The organism is Corynebacterium auris (genome assembly GCF_030408575.1).
Taxonomy (GTDB): Bacteria; Actinomycetota; Actinomycetes; order Mycobacteriales; family Mycobacteriaceae; genus Corynebacterium; species Corynebacterium auris.
Map to the genome: position 1 here is coordinate 1,387,614 of NZ_CP047047.1, position 22,948 is coordinate 1,410,561.

At 68.8% G+C, this 22,948-nt stretch carries 22 protein-coding genes; 9 read left to right on the forward strand and 13 right to left on the reverse strand.

The window, feature by feature from the left end:
* Positions 1-43: 43 nt before the first annotated feature.
* A complete protein-coding gene (locus CAURIS_RS06680) occupies positions 44-832 on the forward strand; it encodes a DeoR/GlpR family DNA-binding transcription regulator (protein WP_290341144.1) in 789 nt (262 codons plus the stop codon).
* Here CAURIS_RS06680 and CAURIS_RS06685 read toward each other — a convergent pair.
* The 6 genes from CAURIS_RS06685 to CAURIS_RS06710 are packed head-to-tail and all read right to left on the reverse strand — an operon-like array spanning position 780 to position 8,581.
* Positions 780-2,126 (reverse strand): uracil-xanthine permease family protein, encoded by a 1,347-nt coding sequence (locus tag CAURIS_RS06685; protein WP_290341147.1) that lies wholly within the window; start codon positions 2,124-2,126, stop codon positions 780-782. The two genes, CAURIS_RS06680 and CAURIS_RS06685, sit on opposite strands and share 53 nt — an antisense overlap.
* Positions 2,123-3,085, reverse strand: a complete 963-nt coding sequence (locus CAURIS_RS06690; protein WP_290341149.1) for a dihydrodipicolinate synthase family protein — start codon at positions 3,083-3,085, stop codon at positions 2,123-2,125. Before CAURIS_RS06690 ends, CAURIS_RS06685 begins: the two co-directional genes overlap by 4 nt.
* A gap of 24 nt (positions 3,086-3,109) precedes the next feature.
* Positions 3,110-3,937: an ABC transporter ATP-binding protein gene (locus CAURIS_RS06695; RefSeq protein ID WP_290341151.1), complete on the reverse strand. Its 828-nt coding sequence runs from the start codon at positions 3,935-3,937 to the stop codon at positions 3,110-3,112.
* A gap of 3 nt (positions 3,938-3,940) precedes the next feature.
* Complete coding sequence (locus CAURIS_RS06700) at positions 3,941-6,034, reverse strand: dipeptide/oligopeptide/nickel ABC transporter permease/ATP-binding protein (RefSeq protein WP_435383991.1); 2,094 nt, start codon at positions 6,032-6,034, stop codon at positions 3,941-3,943.
* 5 nt (positions 6,035-6,039) lie between these two features.
* A complete protein-coding gene (locus CAURIS_RS06705; RefSeq protein ID WP_290341155.1) occupies positions 6,040-6,987 on the reverse strand; it encodes an ABC transporter permease in 948 nt (315 codons plus the stop codon).
* A 37-nt stretch (positions 6,988-7,024) separates the two neighbouring features.
* Positions 7,025-8,581, reverse strand: coding sequence for an ABC transporter substrate-binding protein (locus CAURIS_RS06710; RefSeq protein WP_290341157.1), 1,557 nt, complete (start codon positions 8,579-8,581; stop codon positions 7,025-7,027).
* A 182-nt stretch (positions 8,582-8,763) separates the two neighbouring features.
* On the opposite strand from CAURIS_RS06710, the gene CAURIS_RS06715 reads away from it, so the two are divergent.
* On the forward strand, positions 8,764-9,477 hold the full coding sequence (locus tag CAURIS_RS06715) for a FadR/GntR family transcriptional regulator (protein ID WP_290341159.1): 714 nt from the start codon (positions 8,764-8,766) through the stop codon (positions 9,475-9,477).
* Here the strand turns inward: CAURIS_RS06715 and CAURIS_RS06720 are convergent.
* Together CAURIS_RS06720 and CAURIS_RS06725 are read right to left on the reverse strand one after the other, a co-directional pair.
* A complete protein-coding gene (locus CAURIS_RS06720) occupies positions 9,474-10,196 on the reverse strand; it encodes an N-acetylmannosamine-6-phosphate 2-epimerase (protein ID WP_290341160.1) in 723 nt (240 codons plus the stop codon). The two genes, CAURIS_RS06715 and CAURIS_RS06720, sit on opposite strands and share 4 nt — an antisense overlap.
* Before the next feature lie 13 nt (positions 10,197-10,209).
* Positions 10,210-11,172, reverse strand: a complete 963-nt coding sequence (locus tag CAURIS_RS06725; protein ID WP_290341162.1) for an ROK family protein — start codon at positions 11,170-11,172, stop codon at positions 10,210-10,212.
* A 170-nt stretch (positions 11,173-11,342) separates the two neighbouring features.
* Here CAURIS_RS06725 and CAURIS_RS06730 point away from each other — a divergent pair, with 170 nt between their 5' ends.
* Together CAURIS_RS06730 and nagB are read left to right on the forward strand one after the other, a co-directional pair.
* On the forward strand, positions 11,343-12,485 hold the full coding sequence (locus CAURIS_RS06730) for an N-acetylglucosamine-6-phosphate deacetylase (RefSeq protein WP_290341164.1): 1,143 nt from the start codon (positions 11,343-11,345) through the stop codon (positions 12,483-12,485).
* A gap of 30 nt (positions 12,486-12,515) precedes the next feature.
* A complete protein-coding gene (nagB, locus tag CAURIS_RS06735) occupies positions 12,516-13,280 on the forward strand; it encodes a glucosamine-6-phosphate deaminase (RefSeq protein ID WP_290341165.1) in 765 nt (254 codons plus the stop codon).
* Here the strand turns inward: nagB and hflX are convergent.
* Positions 13,277-14,815, reverse strand: coding sequence for a GTPase HflX (hflX, locus tag CAURIS_RS06740; RefSeq protein ID WP_290341167.1), 1,539 nt, complete (start codon positions 14,813-14,815; stop codon positions 13,277-13,279). The genes nagB and hflX overlap by 4 nt on opposite strands.
* 169 nt (positions 14,816-14,984) lie before the next feature.
* Here hflX and CAURIS_RS06745 point away from each other — a divergent pair, with 169 nt between their 5' ends.
* Complete coding sequence (locus tag CAURIS_RS06745) at positions 14,985-15,734, forward strand: hypothetical protein (protein WP_290341169.1); 750 nt, start codon at positions 14,985-14,987, stop codon at positions 15,732-15,734.
* 36 nt (positions 15,735-15,770) lie between these two features.
* The gene (locus CAURIS_RS06750; protein ID WP_290341171.1) at positions 15,771-16,286 is read left to right on the forward strand and encodes a hypothetical protein; all 516 of its coding nucleotides are present in this window, start codon (positions 15,771-15,773) and stop codon (positions 16,284-16,286) included.
* A gap of 11 nt (positions 16,287-16,297) precedes the next feature.
* On the opposite strand, the gene dapF is transcribed toward CAURIS_RS06750, so the two are convergent.
* The 3 genes from dapF to CAURIS_RS06765 are packed head-to-tail and all read right to left on the reverse strand — an operon-like array spanning position 16,298 to position 18,617.
* Positions 16,298-17,125 carry a diaminopimelate epimerase gene (gene dapF, locus CAURIS_RS06755; RefSeq protein WP_290341173.1) on the reverse strand — a complete coding sequence of 276 codons (828 nt, stop codon included), beginning with the start codon at positions 17,123-17,125 and terminating at the stop codon, positions 16,298-16,300.
* The gene (miaA, locus tag CAURIS_RS06760) at positions 17,122-18,024 is read right to left on the reverse strand and encodes a tRNA (adenosine(37)-N6)-dimethylallyltransferase MiaA (protein WP_290341175.1); all 903 of its coding nucleotides are present in this window, start codon (positions 18,022-18,024) and stop codon (positions 17,122-17,124) included. Before miaA ends, dapF begins: the two co-directional genes overlap by 4 nt.
* Complete coding sequence (locus tag CAURIS_RS06765; protein ID WP_353959225.1) at positions 18,021-18,617, reverse strand: hypothetical protein; 597 nt, start codon at positions 18,615-18,617, stop codon at positions 18,021-18,023. Before CAURIS_RS06765 ends, miaA begins: the two co-directional genes overlap by 4 nt.
* A 172-nt stretch (positions 18,618-18,789) precedes the next feature.
* Between CAURIS_RS06765 and CAURIS_RS06770 the strand changes: the two genes are divergently transcribed.
* The 3 genes from CAURIS_RS06770 to CAURIS_RS06780 are packed head-to-tail and all read left to right on the forward strand — an operon-like array spanning position 18,790 to position 22,145.
* Positions 18,790-20,142: a DUF349 domain-containing protein gene (locus CAURIS_RS06770; protein ID WP_290341177.1), complete on the forward strand. Its 1,353-nt coding sequence runs from the start codon at positions 18,790-18,792 to the stop codon at positions 20,140-20,142.
* Between the two features lies 1 nt (position 20,143).
* Positions 20,144-21,190 carry a GNAT family N-acetyltransferase gene (locus tag CAURIS_RS06775; protein WP_290341179.1) on the forward strand — a complete coding sequence of 349 codons (1,047 nt, stop codon included), beginning with the start codon at positions 20,144-20,146 and terminating at the stop codon, positions 21,188-21,190.
* Positions 21,183-22,145, forward strand: coding sequence for a hypothetical protein (locus tag CAURIS_RS06780; protein ID WP_290341181.1), 963 nt, complete (start codon positions 21,183-21,185; stop codon positions 22,143-22,145). The genes CAURIS_RS06775 and CAURIS_RS06780 overlap by 8 nt, the downstream gene beginning before the upstream one ends.
* On the opposite strand, the gene CAURIS_RS06785 is transcribed toward CAURIS_RS06780, so the two are convergent.
* The gene (locus CAURIS_RS06785) at positions 22,142-22,915 is read right to left on the reverse strand and encodes a CDP-alcohol phosphatidyltransferase family protein (protein WP_290341183.1); all 774 of its coding nucleotides are present in this window, start codon (positions 22,913-22,915) and stop codon (positions 22,142-22,144) included. The two genes, CAURIS_RS06780 and CAURIS_RS06785, sit on opposite strands and share 4 nt — an antisense overlap.
* Between the last annotated feature and the right edge of the window lie 33 nt (positions 22,916-22,948).

Sequence of the window (22,948 nt, forward strand, 5' to 3'; positions counted from 1 at the left end):
GGTCCGGTCGCGCCCGAACTTTTGATGCGCTCGGAGGCAACGCATGCACGCAGAAGAACGCAAACGGCAGATCGCGTCGCTGACGGCCATTGAAGGCCGGGTCAGCGTCACCGAGCTCGCCGAGCGCTTTAACGTCACCGCCGAAACTATCCGGCGCGACCTCGCCGCCCTAAGCAGGGAGGGCAGCGTCCACCGGGTCCACGGGGGCGCGGTGGCCAGCCAGTCCTTCCTCACCGCCGAAATGCCGCTCGATGCCCGCTACCGCTCCGCTTCCGCGGCGAAGACCGCGATTGCCCGCGCCGCCCTCGACTACCTGCCGGACTCTTCCGAAGACGGAATCTTCCTCGACTCCGGGTCGACAATCAGCAGCCTGGCCACCCTGCTTGTCGATGACCCCCGGACGACGTCGTGGCCCATCGTGACCCGCTCGCTGCCCGTCGCATTGGAGCTGTCGGGCGAGGGGATGACCAACGTGCAGCTGCTGGGCGGCACCGTGCGCGCCCTCTCCCAGGCCGTTGTCGGCGACACGCCGCTTCGTACCCTTGCGCTCATGACCGCCGACGTCGCCTTCATCGGCACCAACGCCCTGACCGTCGACCACGGCCTGTCCTCGGCGGACCCGCAGGAAGCTGCGGTCAAGGCGGCGATGATGACCAACGCCCGCAAGGTAGTGGTGCTGTGCGATGCGACAAAGCTAGGGACGGACTACCTGGTGAGCTTCGCCGGCCTGGCGGACATCGACGTGCTCATCATCGACGACGCCGCACCCACCTCATTGCTCACCGAGTTCGAAAATCACGGGATCGAACTCGTCGTTGTGAGCGGCGCGTAGCCTCAGCCTGCGCAAACCCGTCGTAGCTTCCCTCCCCGATGGCGCGAAACGCCCACCGCATCAGTGGGTACACCGCGATGATGCCCACCGACCCCAGCGCGATGCCCTCGAGCTGGACCGGGCCTACCGTCAGAGACAGGTTGCCGATGCCCACAATCAGCGCCACCGCCGCGGCCGTGAGGTTAGCGGGGTTGGTGAAGTCCACGCGGTTGTCCTGCCAGATGCGGACGCCGAGCATACCGATGAGTCCGTAGAGCACCAGGCAGGCCCCGCCCAGAACCCCCACGGGAATGGTGAAAATCACCGCGCCGAACTTCGGGATGAACGCCAGGGCGATCGCGAAAAGCGCGGCGACCCAGTAGGCAGCCGTTGAGTACACGCGCGTCGCCGCCATGACCCCGATGTTCTCGGCGTAGGTGGTTGTTGCCGAGCCGCCGAATCCACCCGCGAGCGTGGTGGCCACGCCGTCGCCGATGAGGGCGCGGCCCTGGTAGCCGTCGAGGTTTTTCCCGGTCATCTCCCCCACCGCCTTGACGTGCCCGACATTTTCCGCAACAAGCACGACGACCGCGGGCAGCGTGACAAGCACGGCCGAGAGATGAAACTGCGGCGTGTGGAACTGCGGCAACCCGATCCACGGTGCCTGCGAGATCTGCTCCAGGGCGTCCTCCGCGAGCCCTCCGCTGACAGCCGCGCTGACCCAGCCGGCCACGACCCCGGCGAGGATGCTCAGCCGCGCCGCCATGCCGCGCGTCGCCACGGTAAAAACCAGGATTGTCCCGAGAGTCACACACGCGATGAGCGGTTGCTTTTCGACGTTCGCCACCGCCGTCGGGGCAAGATTGAAGCCGATCAGGGCGACGATCGCCCCGGTGACCACCGGCGGCATGACCGCCTCGATGACCCGTTTGCCCGCCGCGCCGACAATTCCTCCGATCAGGATGAGGGCGAGCCCCGTGACGAGAACCCCGCCCAGCTGCGCCCCAATACCGTACTGCTGGGAGGCTGTGAGAGGGGCAATGAACGCGAACGAGGAGCCGAGGTAGGAGGGGACCTTGTTGCGCGTCAGCAGCAAAAAGATGATCGTGCCCAGCCCGGAGAACAAAAGCGTGGTATTCACCGGGAACCCGGTGAGAGTGGGAACGAGAAGGGTGGCGCCGAACATGGCCACCACGTGCTGCATGCCGATGCCAATGGTGCGCGGCCAATTGAGGCGCTCGTCCGGGGCCACCACCGACCCCGGGCTCACGCTCCGGCCGTCGCCGTGGACGGCCCATCCAATGAAATTACTCACTGGCGTAGGCTATCGGAGCCTTCCTCGTTGCCCTCCAGCAGCCCGGCCGCAACGAGCACGGCGCGGATCAGCGCGACTTCCTCATCCGTGAGCTGCGGGACCGGGTCGGGCATCTTGTCGGACGTGAAAACCCCGAGGAGTTTGAGCGCGACCTTGAACGAGCCGACGCCGGCGCCGAAGCCCGTCACCGAGCTTGCCTGGGAGGCGATGAGCATGAGATCCGCGAGCCGGTTCTGCTCGCGGCGCACTGCCTCCCAGTCCCCGGCCTGGAACGCGTCCCACTGGCGCACGTAGGCGTCTGGGTCGACGTTGGCGAGGCCCGGCACGGAGCCGTCCGCACCCGACAGGTACGCGCCGTCGACGACCACCTCGTGGCCGGTAAACAGCCGCAGCGGGTGGCCGGCGGCCTCGTTCTTCTGGGCCAGGAAACGGAAACCGACGTCGTCGCCCGAGGAGTCTTTCACACCGGCCAGAACGCCCTCCTTACCCAGCCTGATCAGCATGTCGGTGCCGAGCTTGGCGTGGACGCACACCGGGATGTCGTAGGCGTAGACCGGAAGCCGCGTCGCGGCGTGGATGAGGCGGAAGTGCTGCTCCACCTGTGCCTCCCCACCGAGGGCGTAGAAGGGCGCCGTCACGACGACGGCGTCCGCCCCGTTTTCCTCGGCGGTGGTGACCGCCTCGATCACCTTCGCGGTCTGTGTTTCGATGCACCCGACCAACACGGGCAGCCGCCCGGCCACCACGGCGGCTGTGTCGCGCAGGATGTGCAGCCGCTCCGAGTCCGTGACAAACGCTCCCTCGCCCGACGAGCCGAGGATGAACAGGCCGTGGACATTGGCGTCGATAAGCCGCTCGAGATTGCGCCGATAGGACGCGCTATCGAGCGTGCCGTCCTCGTGCCTGGCGATGACGACGGGAGGGATGACGCCGGAGAGTTCGCGGGGTGATTCGTGCATGTGCAATGACGCCTTTCGTGAGAGTTATGAGGCCGGGTGGAGCAGCGACGGCGACGCCGAAAGCAGCTTCCGAGTGTAGGGGTCGCGCGGCTCGGCGAAAACCCTCGCCGCCTCGCCTTCCTCGATGATGCGGCCGCCGCGCATGACGCAGATCCGGTCCGAAATGTAGCGCACGGTTTGGATGTCGTGGCTGATGAACACCATGGACAGGCCGAGGTCGGCCTTCAGGTCGTTGAAAAGGTTGAGGATCTGGGCGCGGACCGACACGTCCAAGGAGGACGTCGGCTCGTCGGCGATGATGACCTCGGGGTTAAGCGCCAGCGCGCGGGCGATAGCGACACGCTGGCGTTGCCCGCCGGAGAGCTGACCGGGCAGCGCCCCGAGGGCCGCCTCGGGCAAGCCGACGAGGCGGAGCAGCTCGTGCACCCTTTCTTCCCGTTCCTGTTTGGTCCCAACGTCGTGCACCCGCAGCGGGTCGAGCAACTGCTCCTTCACCGTCATACGCCCGTTCAAAGCGGTCGACGGGTCCTGGAACACGACGGACACGACGCGCCCCATCGCCCGGCGCTCCTCGGCGCTGCGGCTGGTGACGTCGCGCCCGTTGAAACGGACCGTCCCGCTCGTGGGGGCCTGCAGACCGCACATCACGTTAGCGGTCGTCGACTTTCCGCAGCCCGATTCGCCCACGATCCCGATCGTCTCGCCCGGCATGACGCTCAAGCTGACGTCCGTGACGGCGTCGACCCAGTTCGGCCTGAAGATTGGCCCCGTGCGGGATTTGAACCGCACCGAGATGTTCTCCAGCGCGATGATCGGCTCGGACGCTGTGGCATGTGGAGGGGTGGCGTTCATCGTTTAGTCCTTTCCAGTCTCGTCCTGGAGCGAGGCGGCATACTCCGCGTAGTCCTGATCCGTCAGCCCGGTTTTGTCGAGCCTGCCCTGCCGCTCCAGCTCCGCGGCGGGTTTGAGCTCGTCGAGAAGGTCGACGTAGTAGTGGTTGGTGCCGGGCACATTGCGCATGACAGGGGGCGACTGCAACCCCACCGACGGGTGGGAGGAGCGCGGGGCGAACCTGTCGCCGCTCGGGTATTCGGCGGGCGAGGGCACGGTGCCGGGCACCTGGTGCAGGCGATCGCCGCCCGCCTCGATGGAGAGCACGGAGCCCAGCAGACCGCGCGTGTATTCGTGGCGCGGATCCGTCAGGATCTCCACCGTCGAGCCCTGCTCGACCACCTGGCCGGCGTACATCACGGTGACAGAGTGCGCCACCTCGGCCACCAACGCCAGGTCGTGGGAGATGAACACGAGCGCGAACCCGAGCTTGTCCTGCAGCTCCTTGAGCAGCTCGATGACCTGCTTCTGCACCGTCACGTCGAGCGCCGTCGTGGGCTCGTCGGCGATAACGAGTGCCGGGTCCCGGGTCAGCGCCATCGCGATCAAGACGCGCTGGCGTTGCCCGCCCGAGAGTTCGTGCGGGTACGACGCGAGCGTTCGTTCCGGGTCGAGCCCGACGAGCTCCAAAAGCTCCCGGGCGCTGCGGGTGCCGCCGCGCTTCGTCAGCTGCTTCAGCTGCGTGCGGATGAGCATCGAGGGGTTCAGCGCCGACAGCGCGTCCTGGTAGATCATGGCGATGTCGTGGCCCAGCAGAGCGCGGTGGTTGTCCTTACTCAGCGCGAGCAGGTCAGTGCCCTTGTACAGAATGCGCCCCGTCACCTCAGCTTCGTCGTCCAGCAATCCCATCACGGCGAGGTTTGTGATGGACTTACCGCATCCGGACTCTCCGACGATGCCCATTGTCTCGCCGGGGGCAACCGCGTAGTTGACGTTATCCACGACGTTGACGCTGCCGTGGCGGGGGAAGCGGATGCACAGATCCTGGACCTCCAGCAGCGGGGTGGTGCCGGGCGCCGGGAGGAAGCGGTCCCCGCGCTGGCTTTCCACGCCGCGCAGGGCCTCAAGCCGGCTGGCCAGCGCGTCACGCTGCTGGGCGTAGGCCTCCACCGGGTTAGCCAGCAGTCGGTCCTCCTCGCGCTTGGCGTCCGCCTGCGTGGCGGGTACCGCGCTGGCCCGCGGGGCCGCAACCATTGCGTCGGTGATGCCCTCGGACAGGATGTTGAGGCACAGCACAGTGATCATGATGGCCAGACCGGGAAACAGCGCCTGCCACCAGTCCCCGCGCAGCACGCCCTGCTGCGCCGACGACAGAATGTTGCCCCACGTGGGCACGGGCTCCTGCAGGCCGGCGCCGATGAAGGTGAGGGAGGCCTCCAGGATGATGGCGTCGGCGACCAGGACGGTGGCGAACACCAGGACCGGCGCCGCGCAGTTGCGGGCGACGTGGCGCGCCAGGATCCAGGACGAGCGCGCCCCCGAGACGACGGCGGCGCGGACGTAGTCCTCGCCGTACTCCGCGAGCACGTTCGCCCTCACGATGCGGGTGAGCTGGGGGATGTACACGAAGGCGATGGACATGATGATCACGCCGAGCATGTAGAAGGGGCGTTGCGGGTCGCGGAAGACGACGACGGTGATGGCGACGAGCGCAATGCCCGGGACGGACATGATGACGTCCAGGATGCGCATCACAACTTCCGAGAGCCACTTGGGCCCTACCGCCGCGATCGAGCCGAGGATGACGCCGAAGATCAGCGCGACGAACGTCGCCAAAAGCCCCACGGCCAGCGAGTAGCGGGCGCCGTAGAGAACGCGGGAGAACACGTCGCGGCCGAGGTTATCGGTACCGAACCAGTAGGTCGAGTCGGGTGCCTGGCCCTTGAAGTCGATCGCCGTCGGGTCGTGCGGCGCGAGCAGCGGGGCGAAAAGGGCGGCGAGCGCGATGAGGACCAGGACAATCAGGGAGATCTTTGACCCCAGGTTCATGCGGCCCCATCCACCCAGACGAAATGAGACGTTGGGGTTGGAAAGTTTCCGAGCTTTCGTGTCACGCATGCTAGCTACACCGTCCTAATGCGCGGGTCGATCGCAATGTAGAGCAGATCGACGATGATGTTGACAATGATGAAGGAGATGGCCACTGCCAGGGTTGCCCCCTGCACGACCTGGACCCAGTTGTTGGCGATGCCGTCGATAAGCACCCGCCCCATGCCCGGCAGGGCGAAGATGATCTCGATGACCACGGCACCGCCCATCAGGTAGCCGATGCGCAGGCCGAGCACGGTGACCGGCGTGATCAGCGCGTTGCGCAGCACGTTGCGGGAGATCACCGTGGACTGCGGGATGCCGTAACCGATCGCGGTGCGCACGTAGCCCTTGTCCAGCTCCTCGACCATGGACGTGCGAACGACGCGGGTGAGCTGGCCGATCACGGGCGTCGCCAGCGCGATCGCGGGGAGCAGCAGTCGCGCCGCCCATCCGGCCGGGTCTTCGGTCAGCGAGGGCAGCGCGCCGGCGACGGGGAGCACGCCGATGAAGGCGAGCACCAAGAGGATTGCCAGCCAGAACGAGGGCATGGCAATGCACACGATTGACAAGACGCGGATGAGCTGGTCCGCCCACTTCCCGCGGTACAGCGCCGAGACGACGCCCAGAGGGAAGGCGATGAGCACCGCGATAAGTAGGCCGAGGAATGTCAGTTGGAGGGTCACCGGCAGAGCCGAAAAGACCTTCTCTGACACGGAGGCGGCGTTCTGGCCGTACGTGCCCAGGTCGCCCTGCACGACGCCCCACAGGTAGGTGCCGAACTGGACGAGCCACGGGTCGTTGAGGCCGTTTTCCTCGCGGTAGGCCGCCACCTGCTCGGGCGTGGCTGAGTCGCCCAGGGCGGAATAGGCGGGGTCGATGGGAGACAGTGACATGAGGACGAACACGAGGAACGTCACACCGATGATCATGAGCGGCAGGGCGATAAGCCTTCGGCCGACGAGTCTGATGATGTTATTCATCGCGGGATTCTCCTGGCGTGGGTGGATAAAGGCTGGGCTAGTTACTGGTGGGAGCGGTCGTCAGCGCCCACAATCCGGTCGTCCCGATGGGCCTGAAACCTTCGACGGCCGAAGGGTCGTACGCGGTAATCATCGTGCGGTGGAACAGGGGGTACAGTGGCACCTCCTCGGACAGCAGATCGAGGGCTTCGTTCCACTTCTCCTGCTGCTCCGCTCCCTCGAGCTCGGTCGCGGTGGTGAGGATGTCCTGGAGGCGTTGGAAGGAAGCTGGGTCAGACTCCTGCCAGAACGTCCGCTTTTGCGTCCACACGTTGTCGCCGTACCACCAGGTCATGAGCAGGGCGGGGTCGTTGCCGAAGACGGAGGGGTCGCCGGGGGCGATGGCGACGTCGAAGGTGGCGTCCTGGACGTCGAGGTGGTTGGCGTACACGGAGGCAGAGGCCTCCGTCTGCAGCGACACGTCCACGCCAATGGCCTGCAGGTCGTTTTGGATCTGGGGCCCGAGATCCTTCACCCACGGGTGGTCTGTGGTCAACAGCGTGACGTTCAGGTCGGCCACGCCGGCCTCGTCGAGCAGCTGGCGGGCCCGGTCCGGGTCGTGGTCGAAGACGTTGGCCGCGCGGTTGTAGTTGGGGTGAGTCTCCGGCAAAAAGGACGTCGCCGGCTCCGCTTTCCCGTCCATGTTGTTGTCCACCAGCATGGAGGTGTTCACGGCGTAGAGGAATGCTTGCCGCACCCGCGGGTCGTCGAAGGGGGCCTTCTTCGTGTTGAAGAGCATGAACGGGAGGTTGAACCCGTTGACCTCCGCGGTCTCCATGCCCGCCTCCGTGACCATGTCGACGGAATCGGCGGGCACGGCCTCCATCACGTCGATGGTGCCGGAATTGGCCGCCGTGGTCCTCGCCGTGTCGTCTTTAATGACGTCCCAGACAAGGCGCTCGGCCTGGGCCGGGTAGGCGCCGGTGTAGTGCTCGTTGGGCACGGCGGTCACGCGGGTGTCGCCGATCTCCTCATACTTGTAGGGGCCCGTGCCCACCGGCATGGCCGTCATTTCCTCCCGCGTCGCGCTCTCCGGCACGATCTTCGCCACGGCGAGCCGCTGCTCCGCGATGGTGAAAGGCCCCGTGAGCGTGAAGGACACGGTATTTTCATCGGCTGCCTCCACCGTCTCAATGAAGCTCAGCATCGGCTGGTACACGTTGCCATCCGCCATGGCGCGCTCGAAGGAGCTGACGACGTCCTCGGCCGTCACGGGGGTGCCGTCGGAGAAGCTCGCGCCCTGCCGAAGCGTCACGGTGAAAGCTGTCTCTGAGCTCCACTCGGGGCTTCCCGCCGCCAACGCCGGGTACGGCTCGTACGTGTCCATGCGCAGCTCGTACAGACCCTCAACGACGTGCCAGTTCGTGCCCAGCGCGAGCGCGGAGGACGTCGACGAGGGGTCGTAGTTTGTTGTCTCGTAGGCGGCCCCCATGCGGACCTCGGTGGAGGGGGTATCCGCGGGGGTATCCGGGCCGGGCGAGCATGCTGCGAGCACAATCGCGACGGCCCCAATAAGGCCTGCGAGGCACGTGCGTGCGCGATGTTGGGCGACCATGGGGCGCTTCCTTCCGCTTTTCAGTTGCGATGAGGCCGTGAGCCGGTAGGCTGGCTACACCCGATCGTAGACGTATGACGTCATACGTACGTGGTTTTCAGCAATTTTAATATACCCCCGCTACCCCCGCTCCCCACACCGAGCAGGCACCATGTGTCTGCTTTTCCCCGAAGGAGAACTCCGTGCCCCGCCCTTCCAGCGCGTCGTCTCGCGCCCAAGCCGGTATCACCGACTACATCCGCACTCGCCGCCTCTCCCCCGGCGACGCACTCCCCAGCGAGGCCGCGCTATGCGACGCCCTGGGGTTTTCCCGCACCTCCGTGCGCGAGGCCATCCAGGTCCTGTCCTCCCTCGACATCGTTGAGGTCCGCCACGGGCACGGCACCTACGTCTCGGCGATGTCGCTGGACCCGCTCATCCAGGGCCTCGTCCTGCGCATCTCCCTGGACAGCGCCCGCTCCGTAGCCACGCTGAACGACGTCGTGGACCTGCGCAGCGCCCTCGACCACAGCCTCGCCGGCGAGCTCGCCGCCGCCTGGAGCAGCCGCGATGCCGCCGAGCTCTATGCGATCGTTTCCGACATGACCGCCGAGCACGCGGCGGGCCGACCTTTCGCGGAGCAGGACCGCGCTTTCCACCGCGCCCTTCTGGCCCCGGTGTCGAACACGTTGATCGTGGAGCTCGCGGGGGCGCTGTGGGATGTCCACATGGCGGTGCTACCCACGCTCGGTATCCCCATGCCGGCGGACATCGACATCACGATCCGCACCCACGCGCGCATTGTCGACGTCCTCCGGGCGGGCGACGTCGCTGGCTACCACGCCGCGGTGGACGAGCACTACGCCCCGCTGCGGCGGGCCATCGGACAGGCCGCGGCGGGAAGCACAGGCGTCTAGGACAGCAGCGAGCCGAAGCGCGCCGTGATCCACGCCGGGTCCGTGATCGCGGTGCCGACGATGATGGCGCTGGCACCCGCGTGGATGCCGTGGGCGACATCCGCCGGGGTGGCAAAGCGCCCCTCCCCGATGAGGAAGGCATCCGAGCCGACGAGCGCGCGCCCCCGTCTTATGACGTCGAAATCGGGCCCCGCAGTCGCCGCCCGCTCGGCGGTGTAACCGGCGAGCGTCGTCGAGATGATGTCCGCGCCGGCCTCGTGGGCGCGGAGCACGTCTTCTGGCGTGGCACAGTCCGCCATGATCGGGGCCCCCTCCCCGTGAGCTACCTCAACGAGTTCGGGGAACGTGGACCCGTCCGGGCGGGGGCGCGCAGTCGCGTCCGCGCACACCACCGCCGCCCCGGCGCGGATGACCTCGGCGACGGAGCGGCGGGTCGGCGTGATGTACACCCCTTCCGAGCCCTCCTTGGTCAGGCCAAGGACCGGCACGTTCACCTCCGCGGAAATGGCTCGGACGTCCTCCAGGCCGCCATACCCGCCGCACCGGATCGCTGGCGATCCCCCGGCGACACACGCAGCGGCGACGCGGGTCAGGGTGCGGGTATCGCGCATCGGGTGCCCGTCCGGCGCCTGCACCGAGACGATCACGCGCTGTTCAAGGGCGGCAATGATCTCCTCGCGCCGCGCTTCGACCGTGCTCGACGAATAGGTAAATGTCATGGGGTCTCTCCTTTCAGTCAGCAGCCGCGGCGTGGTGGGCCCGGGCGAAGGCCGCCGCGCACACGAGGGGGGCCAACCCGCCGAACGTACTGGTGGCCACCGGGACGTCCCGGTTGGGGGCGAGGGTTGCTTCACGAATGCCGCGGCGGATGGGGTCCGTTGTAACCGCGCCGATTCCGCACACTCCGCCGCCCAGGACGACGGCCGAGAGGTCGAAGGCGGTCACCACCGCGCCGATGCTACGGCCCAGCCCGGCGAGGTTTCCTTCGATGATGTCTCGGGCGAGGCTGTCGCCGCCTTCGGCGCGGGCGATGACCTCCCGGAGCGTGAAACGTGAATCGGTGGGGGGCGACCAGGGGATATGCCGGGTCTGACCTGTCTCTTCGGGTCGGCTGAGCACGTCGTAGTAGCGCGTGAGGGAGGGGCCCGCGGCGATGTTTTCCACCCGGTCAGCCAGGCCGCGGAAGTCTGCGGCGACCAGCTCCGAAAACTCCCCGGCGGTGCCCGTCGGCCCGCCCAGAAGTTCACCCGCGTCGACGATCGCGCCGCCGACGCCCGTGCCGAGCGCGAGGTACAGAACGCGCCCGCTCAGCTGCGCCCCCGCTCCGAGGTGGTGCTCCCCCCAGGCCCAGATACGCACGTCATTGTGTGCGAAAACGGGGGCCTCGAGGTGCTGGTGGACAATCGCGGCGATGTCCGTGCCCGCCCAGCCAGGAATCGTGGGGCCGGCCGAAACGATGAGGCCCTCGGGCGGCAGGACGACCCCGGGCGAGCCCACACCCACCCGCGTAATCTGCCGTGGGCTCGAGGCGACGGCGCTTTTGACCGCCAGGTCGAGCTGGTCGACGATACGCCCCCCTGCCGGCTGGGAGGCCACCTGCCCCTGCGCGAGCACCGTCGTCGGCTCCTCGTCCGCTACCACCCCGTAGGCGATCTTGGTGCCCCCGATATCGATCGCGAGGCTCGCTCCGGCCATCATGTTCCCTTCGCTTTCTGCTTGCCCGCCCAAAGGACGGCTTTACCAACCACCAAGATTACCCCCGCCTCCCCTTAAAGCCACCCCGACGTGCACGAAAGAGTTAGGGTTGGGGGTGAAATCAGACGTCATACACCGCACTTAGGACGCAAAGAAAGGGTCGGCGCCCCATGCCCGCTCACCGCCCCACCTCGGTCGTCGGCTCGCTCATCACCCCCACCGAGCACTACGCAGCTGCGCGCATCGAGTTCGACTCCCACATCACAGCCGTGACCCCCATCGATCCCGGAGAGGCCGGGCGGGAGGCACTCACCTGGGTGCCGGGTTTCGTCGATCTGCACAACCACGGGGGCAACCGGGGGGCCTTCCCCACCGGGACCGAAAAAGAATGCGTCGCCGCGGCCACATTCCACCACAGCCGGGGCACCACCACGCTGCTGGCCAGCCTGGTCTCCGCCACCCGCGACGAGGCCTGCCGCCAGTCGGCGCTGCTGGCCGGGCTGGTGCGCGCCGGGCTCATCGCCGGGATACACATGGAGGGCCCCTTCGTCTCCCCCGCCAAGTGCGGCGCGCAGGACCCCTCCTGCGTGATCCCCGGCGACCCCGCTTTCCTGCGAGCGGTCATCGACTCCGCCGAGGGCACGCTCGCCTCACTGACCCTCGCCCCTGAGACGGCTCACTTCGCGGAGCTCGTGGATATGTGCGCCGCCGAGGGCATCATCGTCAGCCTGGGCCACACCAACGCGGACTACGACGTCGCACGCGCCGCCGTCGACTACGCAATCGGCCGCGGGGCGACTGTCACCGCGACGCACCTGTTCAACGCCATGCCCGGTTTCACCCACCGGGACCCGGGCCCCGTGGGTGCGCTCGCGGCCGCCGCGCGCCGCGGCGAGGTGTCGGTGGAACTCATCGCCGACGGCGTCCACCTGCACGACGCCACGGTGGACACCGTGCTCAACAACAACGCCTTCGCCGTCTCGGACGCCATGGAAGCCGCGGGCATGCCCGACGGGCGCTACCGCCTCGGCCACCTCGACGTGGCGGTCGACGGCGGGATCGCGCGCATCGCCAACGGCTCCATCGCCGGGGGAACCTCCACCCTCGCCGAGCAGTTCGCCCGCTTCGTCAGCCGCCACGACGGACCCAGGGCCGTACGATTTACCTCAACCAACGCCGCGCGCGTTCTCGGGCACGGGGAGGCGAACGGCAGGGGCGACATCGCCCCTGGCGCCCGCGCCGACCTCGTTGGCCTGGACGCGCAGCACCGACCCGTCCGGGTGATCCGGGGCGGGGTCGAACTCGATATTTAAGACCCGACTCCCTGAAAGGACCCCTCTCATATGGACGTGCTTATCCGCCCCACCGCCGAGGTCGCCACCACTGCGGCCGACATCCTCGCGGGCTACATCCGCCGCGGCGCCACCCTGGGCCTGGCAACCGGGTCCACGCCCACCCCGACGTACCGCGAGCTCATCCGCCGCCACGCCGAAGAGGGCCTCAGCTTCGCCGCCTGCCGAGCGTTTCTCCTCGACGAGTACTACGGCCTGCCCCGCGACCACGAGCAGTCGTACTACGCCACGATCCGCCGCGAGCTGACCGCGCACGTCGATATCGACGACGCGCTCGTGGCGTCCCCCGACGGAACGATCCCCGATTACGCGGCGGCCGCGGCGGACTACGAGGAGCGCATCGCCCAAGCCGGCGGCGTTGACGTGCAGCTACTCGGGGTGGGCACGAACGGCCACGTGGCCTTCAACGAGCCCGGCAGCTCGCTCGCCTCGCGCACCCGGCTCACCACACTGCACCCCCAGACCGTCAAGGACAACGCGCGCTTTTTCGGCTCTGCGGACGACGTCCCGCGGCACGTGCTCACGCAGGGCCTCGGCACGATCTTGGAGGCGGGGCACCTTCTGCTCTTGGCCACCGGTCACGCCAAGGCGGACGCGGTGCGCCGCCTCGTGGAGGGGCCCGTCTCGGCGTCATGCCCGGCGAGCATCCTCCAGCTCCACCCGAACGCGACCGTCGTCGTTGACGAGGAGGCGGCGGACGATCTGGGCAACGCCGAGTACTACCGCTTCATCGACGACAACGCGCTTCGCGGTTAGCGGACCACAAACTCGGCGTACTGCTCCGCAATGATCTGCGGGAGTCTGACGTCGATAAGCGTGCCCCGCGAGTCGTAGGACTCGGAGCGCACCGTGCCCTCCTCGTGGAGGCGGCTGATGATGTCGCCCCGGGTGAAGGGCACGAGCATCTGCACGTGCGCGTCGACGGTGTTGAGGAACATCTCGATCGCGGCCTCGAGCTCGGCGATGCCCTCGCCCGTCAGCGCGGACACGAAGACGACGTCGCGGCCCGCGTGGTCGAAGACGTGACGCAGCTCCGCGAGCACCACGGGGTCGGCCTGGTCGACCTTGTTCACCACGATGATTTCGGGCGGGATCGTCTCACCGGTATCGCGCGTGACGTCGGAGAGCACCGTGTTCACGGCCTCGACCTGTTTCAGCGGGAAGGGGTCCGAGCCGTCGACGACGTGCAGCAAAAGGTCCGCGTTCGTGACCTCCTCCAGGGTGGACTTGAAGGCCTCGACGAGCTGGGTGGGCAGGTGGCGCACGAAACCGACCGTGTCGGTGAGCACCACGCTGCGCCCGTCCGCGAGTTGGGCGCGGCGCGTCGAGGGGTCCAGGGTGGCAAACAACGCGTCCTCGACGAGGACGCCCGCGTTCGTCATCGCGTTGATCAGCGAGGACTTCCCGGCGTTGGTGTAGCCGGCGATAGCGATCTTCGGCGTGGTAGAACGCTGCCTGCGGGCGCGCTTGACCTCGCGCGCGGTCTTCATGTCCCGCAGCTCGTGGCGCAGCTTCGCCATCTCAGTGCGTAGCCTGCGGCGATCCGCCTCTATGCGGGTCTCACCGGGGCCGCGCAGGCCCACGCCGCCGTTGGATCCGGCGCGGCCGCCGGCCTGGCGGGAGAGCTGGCCGCCCCAGCCGCGGGTGCGGGTGTAGAGGTACTCCATCTGCGCGAGGCTGACCTGGGCCTTGCCCTCCCGGCTCTTCGCGTGCTGGGCAAAGATGTCGAGGATGAGCATGGTGCGGTCGATCACCTTGGTGTTCAGCGCCTCCTCGAGCGCGACCATCTGGCCCGGGGAGAGCTCGCCGTCGAAGACGACGGTGTCCGCCCCGGAGGCCTCAACGATCCCCTTGAGCTCCTTGACCTTGCCGGAGCCGATGTAGGTTCCCGGGTCGGGGCGGTCGCGCTTCTGGTAGAGCAGGTCGATCACGCGCGCGCCGGCCGTTTCCGCCAGGGCGGCGAGCTCGTTCATCGTCGCCTCGACCTCGGCGGTGGTGCCCTCAGTCCACACCCCGACGAGAATGACCTGCTCGAGGCGCAGCTTGCGGTACTCAACCTCGTAACCGTCCTGGGTGTCCTCGGAGCGCACTTCGGTCTCGCGCGCGACGCGGCGCAGCGAGTTGCGCTCCTCCAGGTCAAGGGCGCCGACGGTGGGCTCGCCCCCGCGCAACCGGGAAGCGGGTTGCGGTGAGTTGTGGCGGAAGGCCTGCTTGAGCAGTTCGTCGTGGCTCGCCTCCTCCGGGGCCGGGGAGGAGTGGGCGGGCGTGACAGGGAAGGAAGATTGAGTCATTGAATCCTTAGTGTACGGTCATTTGCGCGAAAAGCGGGCCTGGCAGGCCGATTCGGGTCCGCTTTAGGCCGCTTAATCAGTTCCTACAACGCACCCCGGGCCGTTTTTCTTCCCGCGTCTTCTTCCCGCGTCTTCTTCCCGCGCGCCCACGCGACTATGGTGAGTGAGCATGAGCGACACAGTGATCACCGACCTGCCCAGCATCGGCCTGGGCTTCAGCAGGTGGCAGGACGCGGTCGAGGCAGCCATCGCGTCGGACCGCCTGCAGGTAACCGGAGAGGTCCGTGGCGGACAGCTGATCCAGTACGCCGACCCCTCCGGCGCGCAGCTGAACATCCTTGCGGTCGAGCCCTTCGCCACCTTCGCGGGTTTCGCGGCCCAAACGCGCACTTACGCGCACATCAGCATGCTTAACGACGTCGTCGCGCTCGCCGACATCATCGACCCGCACGGCAATGAGATCGCCTCCGTCACCGTGAACCTCGCCCAGGGCCCGCTGCTTGTCGACGGCCCCACTCTGACCTGGCAGGAGCTCGGCGTCGCTGCCCTCGGCCTCGACGTCACCCGCTACGCCAGCGTGGACGACTACCTCGCCCGCACGGGCGAGACGCTCGGCGTGGTCCGCTCCCCCGGCGCCGAGGCCGTCGCCTCCGGCGCAGCCGTCTCCCCGGATGCCGCCGCGCACTTTTCCGCGCGCGTGCTCGAAGCGGAATACCGCACCAGCGAGCTGACCGGCGAGCGCTTCATCCACGTCTCCGTCGACGGCGCTTTCCCCTTCGAGGTGTGCCTGCCCGACGGCGAGTTGCCCGAGCGCAACAGCGTCATCGCCGGCACCGCCGAGCTCACAGGTTCCATCCCCGCCCCCGCGGGCGGCGGGTGCGGCGGCTGCGGGGATTCCTGCGGCTGCGGGGGCCACTAGATAGGGGCGGGTTGGTGCGCATCAGGGAGGCGTGAGATGGATTCTTCGAAGCGGGACCTGCTACGCGCGCTCGGCATCGGGGTCATCATCGCAGTCTGCCTCGTGCTCGTTGCCACGCTGCGCGGGGCCGGCATCATCCTCGCCGTAGTCGTTGTGGCCTGCGGCCTTGTCTACATGAGGCGCAGCCTCAACGACCCGGAGACGGCCTCCCTGCAGGCCTCACTGACCATTGCCCGCGACGACATCGCGGACATCCTGGCGCAGTACGACACCCTTTTGCACGGCGCGGCCCCGGAGGCGATCGCCGAGCGTACCTTCTATTTCCCGGCGCTCGCGGACCCGGGGTGCGAGCACCCCACCATCCAGGACTTCCAGCTGCGCGCCTCAGCCGCGCGCCGCTTCGTCGCGCGTGTCGACACCCACCTCACCGCCGGCGACCTCGACCGCGCGCAGCTGCACCGCCTCATCGCTGTCGCCGACGAGCGCGCCCTCGAGCTCGCCACGGCGTGGCGGGACGCGCGGCGCGCAGCCCGCGAGATCGGGCCCTCCTAGCTGGGCACGTTCTAGCGGGGCGCGGAGAAGACCCCGAGGTCGACCTCCCCGCGCGCGACGATGCGCGAGGGCCCCGTCATGACCGCCGCGCCGTTGTTAATGTCCACGCGCAGCGCACCTCCTGGCACGTGAACTTTGACGGTGCCGTTTTCGATTCCGGCGTCGGCAAGCGCGGCGCGCGCGGCAGCGACGGTTCCCGTGCCGCAGGAGCGCGTCTCCCCCACGCCCCGCTCCCACACGCGCATGTGCACGTTTCCCTCGGTCAGCTCGGTGAGGATTTCCACGTTCACACCGGCGGGGAAAAACTCCGGGTCGAAGACCGGGCTGGACAGCTCGAGCTCGTCCAAGCGCGCGGGGTTTAAGCCCGGGATGACCGCGGCGAGATGGGGATTGCCCACATCCACGCCCAGCCCGGCGAAGTCGAAGTCCCCCATCCGCGCGGTGGACACCCCGGTGACGCCGACCGGGCCCATTTCGACGCGCACGGTAGCCGCGGAACGCGTGTGGTCGAGCACCTCGACCTTCCGGGCGCCGGCGCGCGTGTCCACCTCGAACTCCTCGCGTTCAGCCAGGCCTTCGGCGCGCAGCACGTGGGCGAAGACGCGCACCCCGTTGCCGCACATCTCGGCGACCGAGCCGTCGGCGTTGCGGTAGTCCATGAACCAGCGGCCCGCGCGGCGCACGACGCGCAGCAGACCGTCGCCGCCGATCCCGGCGCGGCGGTCGCACAGGCCCGCGACCACCTCCGCGCCCAGGTCGAGGGTGTCCTCGACGTCCGGGATAATCACGAAGTCGTTCTCGGTGCCGTGTCCTTTGAGGAAGGGAACTGTCGTACTCACGCCAGCGAGTCTAGCGCGCGCCCCACCACGTCGGGCTCCCCCGCGGGCAGCCAGGTGATGCGCTTATCCCGGTTGAACCAGGAGCGCTGGCGCCGCACGTAGCGTCTGGTGCCGCTCACCGTCTGCTCGAGCGCCTCCACGTGCGTGAGCTCCCCGCGCAGCAGCGCCAGCACCTGCGCGTAGCCGATCGCCCGGCCCGCCGTGGAGTCGGCGCTCAGCCCCTCGCCGAGCAGCCCCTCGACCTCCTCGACCAGTCCGCGTTCGAACATGAGCTCGGCGCGGCGCTCGATGCGGGGGTTGAGCCACTCCGGCTGCGTGCGCAGCCCCAGGATGCGGGTGCCCCAGCGCGGGGGCTGGTTCTTCGGCGGCTGCGAGGCCTGAAAGGGCTTGCCGGTCAGCTCGATGACCTCCAGCGCCCGGACGGTGCGGCGCGGGTCCTTGTCCTCGATGATCGCCGCCGCCTGTGGGTCGATGGAGGCGAGGTGGGCGTGCAGCGCGTCGACGCCGACCTGCGCCAGCCGCTTTTCCCACGCGGCGCGCACGGCGGGGTCGGTGGGCGGGAAGCTCCAGGCGTCGATGAGCGATTGCACGTAGAGCATTGACCCGCCGACGACGATGGGGACCTTCCCGCGCGCGGCGATCTCTTCGACCGCGTCCACGGCGCGGGCCTGGTACTCGGCGACGGAGGCGGCGTGCGTGACCGGCCAGATGTCGAGGAGGTGGTGCGGGATACCGCCGCGCTCCTCAGGGGCGAGCTTCGCCGTGCCGATGTCCATACCCTGATACAGCTGCATCGAATCGACGTTGACGATCTCCCCTCCGAGCTCGCGCGCGAGCGCGATGCCGAGGTCTGATTTGCCGGAGGCCGTGGGCCCGACGACCGCGATGGGGGCGATCACGCGCCCACCTCCCACAGCGCGACGTAGGCGCCGACGCCGAGCGAGTCGTCCGCGTCGACCAGCTGCGCGGCGACCGGGTCGAGCCCGGCCAGCTCCGCCCACAGCTCGGGCTCGACGACCCCCGCCGCCGCTGCCTTGTCAGCGTCAAGGCCGCCGGACCCGGCGAGGAACTTCAGTGTGTCGGCGTGCCACTCGCGCGCGCCCTCAACGAGCGAGAGCGGGGCGCGCGGCGTGAGCCCGGCGGAGCCGTCGACGACCACCACCGTAAGCACCGCCGGGTCCAGCGGGGCGATGCGGGCCCGGGAGCCGGCCACCGCCACCTCGCCGCCCAGCGCGTAGCGGGCCACGAGCTCGGGCAGGTAATTGCCGGCGCCCACCGACACCTGCGGCGCGCCCCAGGCGGCGAAGGAGCCGGTGCGCTCCGTGCGCCATCTCGCGGCCCGGCTGCCCACGATCTCGGCGCGCTCGAGGCCCGCGGCCCGGGCAGTCTCGCGCACCGCTGCCAGTAGGCGCCGCCCGGGCTCGTGTGCGGGGGCGAGCTCGCTGACGAGGGCGGGCGCACCGGGCATGATGAGCAGGCGGGCGTGAGTCACGGCCCTAACCCTAGCCGCCGGGCCGGGCGGGCGGAAACAGGCCAATACACCTGACACGGCGCGGTGGCGGTCGGTATTATCTGGCACACACGAAGGCACCGTGCAGCGTGCCCGTAACCAGGCAGCCGTGTCGCGCGGCACCGCACCAGCTAGGCCCGAAAGGAACCAGACTATGACTCAGACCCCGAAACCGGGTGCCACCCCGAAGCCCTCCCCGGCGGCGATGGCCAAACGCGCCCCCAAGCCGGGCTCGGTTGATGAGCAGCACGCTACCCCCTCCCCGGTTCCTGCCGCGGCGCCAGCCGTCACCTCCGACCCGGCGCGGTTCGGCCGCGTCGCCGAGGACGGCACCGTCTACGTCACCCGCGGCGGCGCCGAGCGCGCCATCGGGTCCTGGCAGGCCGGGACCGCCGAGGAGGGGCTGGCCCACTACGGCCAGCGTTTCGATGATCTGGCCACCGAAGTGGGCCTTCTCGAGTCGCGGCTGGCCGCGCATCCGGGCGACGCAGCGCAGCTGCGCACGCAGGCGCAGGAGCTGAAGGAGTCGCTCGACACCCAGGCCGTGATCGGCGACCTCGACGCGCTCGAGGGGCGCCTGGACGACATCATCGAGCACTCCGTGGCGGCCGCGGCACGCGCGAAGGAAGCCAAGGCCGAGCGGCGGGCGCAGGCGATCGCCCGCAAGGAGGAGCTCGCCGCGGAGGCGGAGGATCTGGCGGAAAACTCCACGGAATGGAAGAAGGCGGGCGACCGCATCCGCGCGATCCTCGACGAATGGCGCACCATCCGCGGCATCGACCGCGCGACCGACGACGCGTTGTGGAAGCGCTACTCCCGCGCCCGCGACGCCTTCAACCGCCGCCGCGGTTCGCACTTCGCCGAGCTGGACCGCAACCGCGCCGCCGCCCGCGCGGCGAAGGAGGAGCTGGTCCAGCGCGCGGAGGCCCTCAAGGACTCCACCAACTGGAGCGAGACCGCGCGCGCCTACCGGGACCTGATGAAGGAGTGGAAGGCCGCCGGCCGCGCTCCCCGGGAGATCGACGACAAGCTGTGGGCCCAGTTCCGCGCCGCCCAGGACCACTTCTTCTCCGCGCGCGACGCCGTCAACGCCGAACGCGACCGCGAGTTCGAGGCGAACGCGGAGGCGAAGGACGCGCTCATCTCCGAATACGACGCTTTGATTACCCCCGACAAGGGCCTCAGCGCGGCGAAGGCCAAGCTGCGTGAGCTGCAGGACAAGTGGGACGAGATCGGTTTTGTCCCGCGCAATCGGGTGCGCGAGTACGAGGAAAAGATCGGCGCTCTGGAAAAGCGCGTCGCCGACGCCGAGGAGTCACGCTGGCGTGCCTCTGACCCGGCTGCGCAGGACAAGGTCAACCAGTTCCAGGTCAAGGCCGACGACCTCACGCGTCAGGCCGAGGCAGCGGAGGCTTCAGGCGCGACGGCGAAGGCAGCGGAGCTGCGCGCCAACGCCGCCCAGTGGCAGGAGTTCGCCGATGTGGCTGCGAAGGCGGTCAACGGCTAGAGTGCTCCACCCGCTTCTTGTCGGCCGCCCCGGCACGCCCGATGCCGAGGCGGCCATCGCGTCCTACGTTTTCTCCGCGACGCTGGCGATCCAGGACATCACGGGGCTTGCCGCCTCGGGGGTGAGCGCCCCGCACGTGGCCACGCGGCTGAAGGGCTCCGCCGAGTCACGCTCCATGCTGTTTGCGCTGAGTGCACGGCACGCCCCGCGCCCGCTCGGGGAGCTCGGCTACCCGCTCTTCGGCGCCGCGGACGGCCTCGACATCGAGGCGTGGGTCTTCGTCTCCCTACCCCTTCTCGAGGACGTCGGCGTCATCGAGGCCCAGGTCACCCTCGACGCCTCCGTCGCACCGCTACCCGGCGAGCCCCTCCCACCCCAGCAGTGGCACTCCGCGCTTTCGCTTCTCGACGCCCTCAGCACCGCCTTCGTCAGGCCCACCCGCCAGATCTGGGTCACCGGCACCGCCCCCGCGGCTCTGCCCGCCCGGGGTTACGAGGCTGCCTTTACCGAGGTCCAGGCGGTCTTTCCCGTGCCGGACTCCCCGCCGCCCACGTCCTGCGATGTCGTCGACGACATGGACTTCTCCCCCGCCGACCGCAGCGCCCTGCAGGATCTTTTGACCTCGTCCTCCGCCGACTACCCGCGCGGCGGCCTGGTGATGGACACTGTCATCTGGGACAACGCGCGCCTGCGGGACGCGGCGGCGCGCCTTGCGGACCGCGGCGGCGCCCAAATCACCGCGCTCGCCCGCGACGGGGAAGGCCGCGCCGTCGGGATGGCCGAGGTCGTCCACTACTCCTCCGACTCGGCGAACCTCTGCGAGCTCGGCTTGGTCTACGTGCTGCCGGGCCACCGGCGCGCGGGGCACGCGACGCGGATGCTTCGCTGCGCCCTCGCCGCCGCGTGCCGCCGCTGGCCGAAGGTGGATACCTCGTACCTCTCCTACCCCGCCGGCGATCCCGCCGCCGAGGCCGTCGCCGCGGCGCTCGGCGCGCGCGAGGTGTCGGTGACCACGGCGTGGCAGCGAACGGAGAGTGACCGTGGCTGAGCCTGAGCCGTCCGCACCGCTGCTGGCTTTCCGCTCGATCGCCGACATCCCCTTCGCGCGCGCCTACGCGCTCGACCCCGACGCTCTCCGCGAGGTCGCCGGCGTGAACCGAATCAGCGAGCTCACCACCAAAAACGTCGTCGTTCTCGACAGCCTGCGGGCCCTAGCCGCGACGACTCCGGAGGAGTTCTACGGCGTCGACGACAGCGCCGAGGCCCTCGGCTCGGCGCTGTCCATGGCGGTGGCCAACCGGCACCTGCTCTGGTTGAGTGTGCTGCCGGTAAGCGACGTCGACCCCGTGCGCCGCCTCCTCGGCGAAGGGCTGGTGCACCGGGTGGGGCGGGAGGTGGACGTCGATAAGCATTCTCCCGACTCCCTGCGTGAGCGCGGGGAGGCCGTGGTGCCCGTTGCTGTCTCGCCGGCCGCCCTCGTCGACGCGTGGGCGCACGGCAGCGCCGCCCAGCGCGATCTCCTCGCCTACATGGCGGACGGGGCCGACACGCTCGTCATGGAGCCGGGCATTCTGGATAACCTGCGCCGGGTGGGGGCACGGCTCGTCGAGCGCAGCCGCCTGGTGCGCTTTTTGGCCAACCCGAAGGTGATCGCCTACCTGGTGATCCTGGTCTACTCCTCGCTGCGCGCGCTGCCGGTCGTCTTCGTCCCTGGTTTTAGCGGTAACGTGTGGGTGCTGTGGGCGATCGACATCCTCACCGCCATCCCCTACACCTGGGGGATCATCGAGCTGTTCGCAGGGCGCTCGCTGGCGCGCCGGATGCTCGGGCTGGCCGTGACGCTGGTGACCTTCATCTCCCCCTACGTCTACTTCTGGCTCAACGGCAGCGGATACCCGGGGTGGGTCGTCGCCCTCGTCGGCGCCCTGATCGCGGGTTCCTTCGCCGTGGAATACCTGCGCTGGCTGCGCAACCGGACGGTGCGGGCAGTGCTCGCGTCCTAGCGTTGAGCGAAGGAGCGGCGCACCCCGCCCACAATCAGCCACGCCCCGGCCGCGATATTGACCACAACGACCGGCAGGCGCAGCTCCGGCGGGAACTCCACGGGTGTGGAGGGCTCGATGGCGATCAGGACGCCCGTCGTGGCAATCCAGACGAAGGTAGCCGCGATGTTGCCCGCCTTGCCGCGCTCCACGCGAAACGGATGGGTGTAGTACAAGGGCACCAGGGTCATGGCGCTGAACAGCACGATCGCGGTGACGCACACAGCCATGGGGGCGTTCCATACCCACAGCAGCACCGCGACGATGTTCCACGCCGCGGGGAAACCGACGAAGTAGTTATCGCGCGACTTCGCCGCCTCGTTGGCGTAGCAGAACATCGAGGAGACCAGCACCACCACCGCGAGGAACACCGCCAACGGCCGCGGCCCGAGCGGCAAGTAGGCGACCATGAAGGCCGCCGGGATCGCCGTCCACGTCAGGTAATCCACCACGTGGTCCACGACCGTACCGTTGAACCACGGCACGACCTCCTTGACCCGGAACTTCCGGGCTAGGTTGCCGTCCACGCCGTCGACCACGAGCGCAATCCCCAGCCAGAGCCACATCCAGTGCGGCTGACCATCCGCCAGGGCCACCGCCGCCAGCGTCGCCCACACCAGCCCCGTCAGGGTGAAGGCGTGCACGGCCCACGCCTTTGCGCGATCCTCGGTGCTGAAAGCGGGGGTGGCCTCGAGCGTCTGGGCGGGGTAGGTCACGGGTTTTTCCTTCACGCGTCGGATTCTGCGATCCGCCGGTGCGCGGAT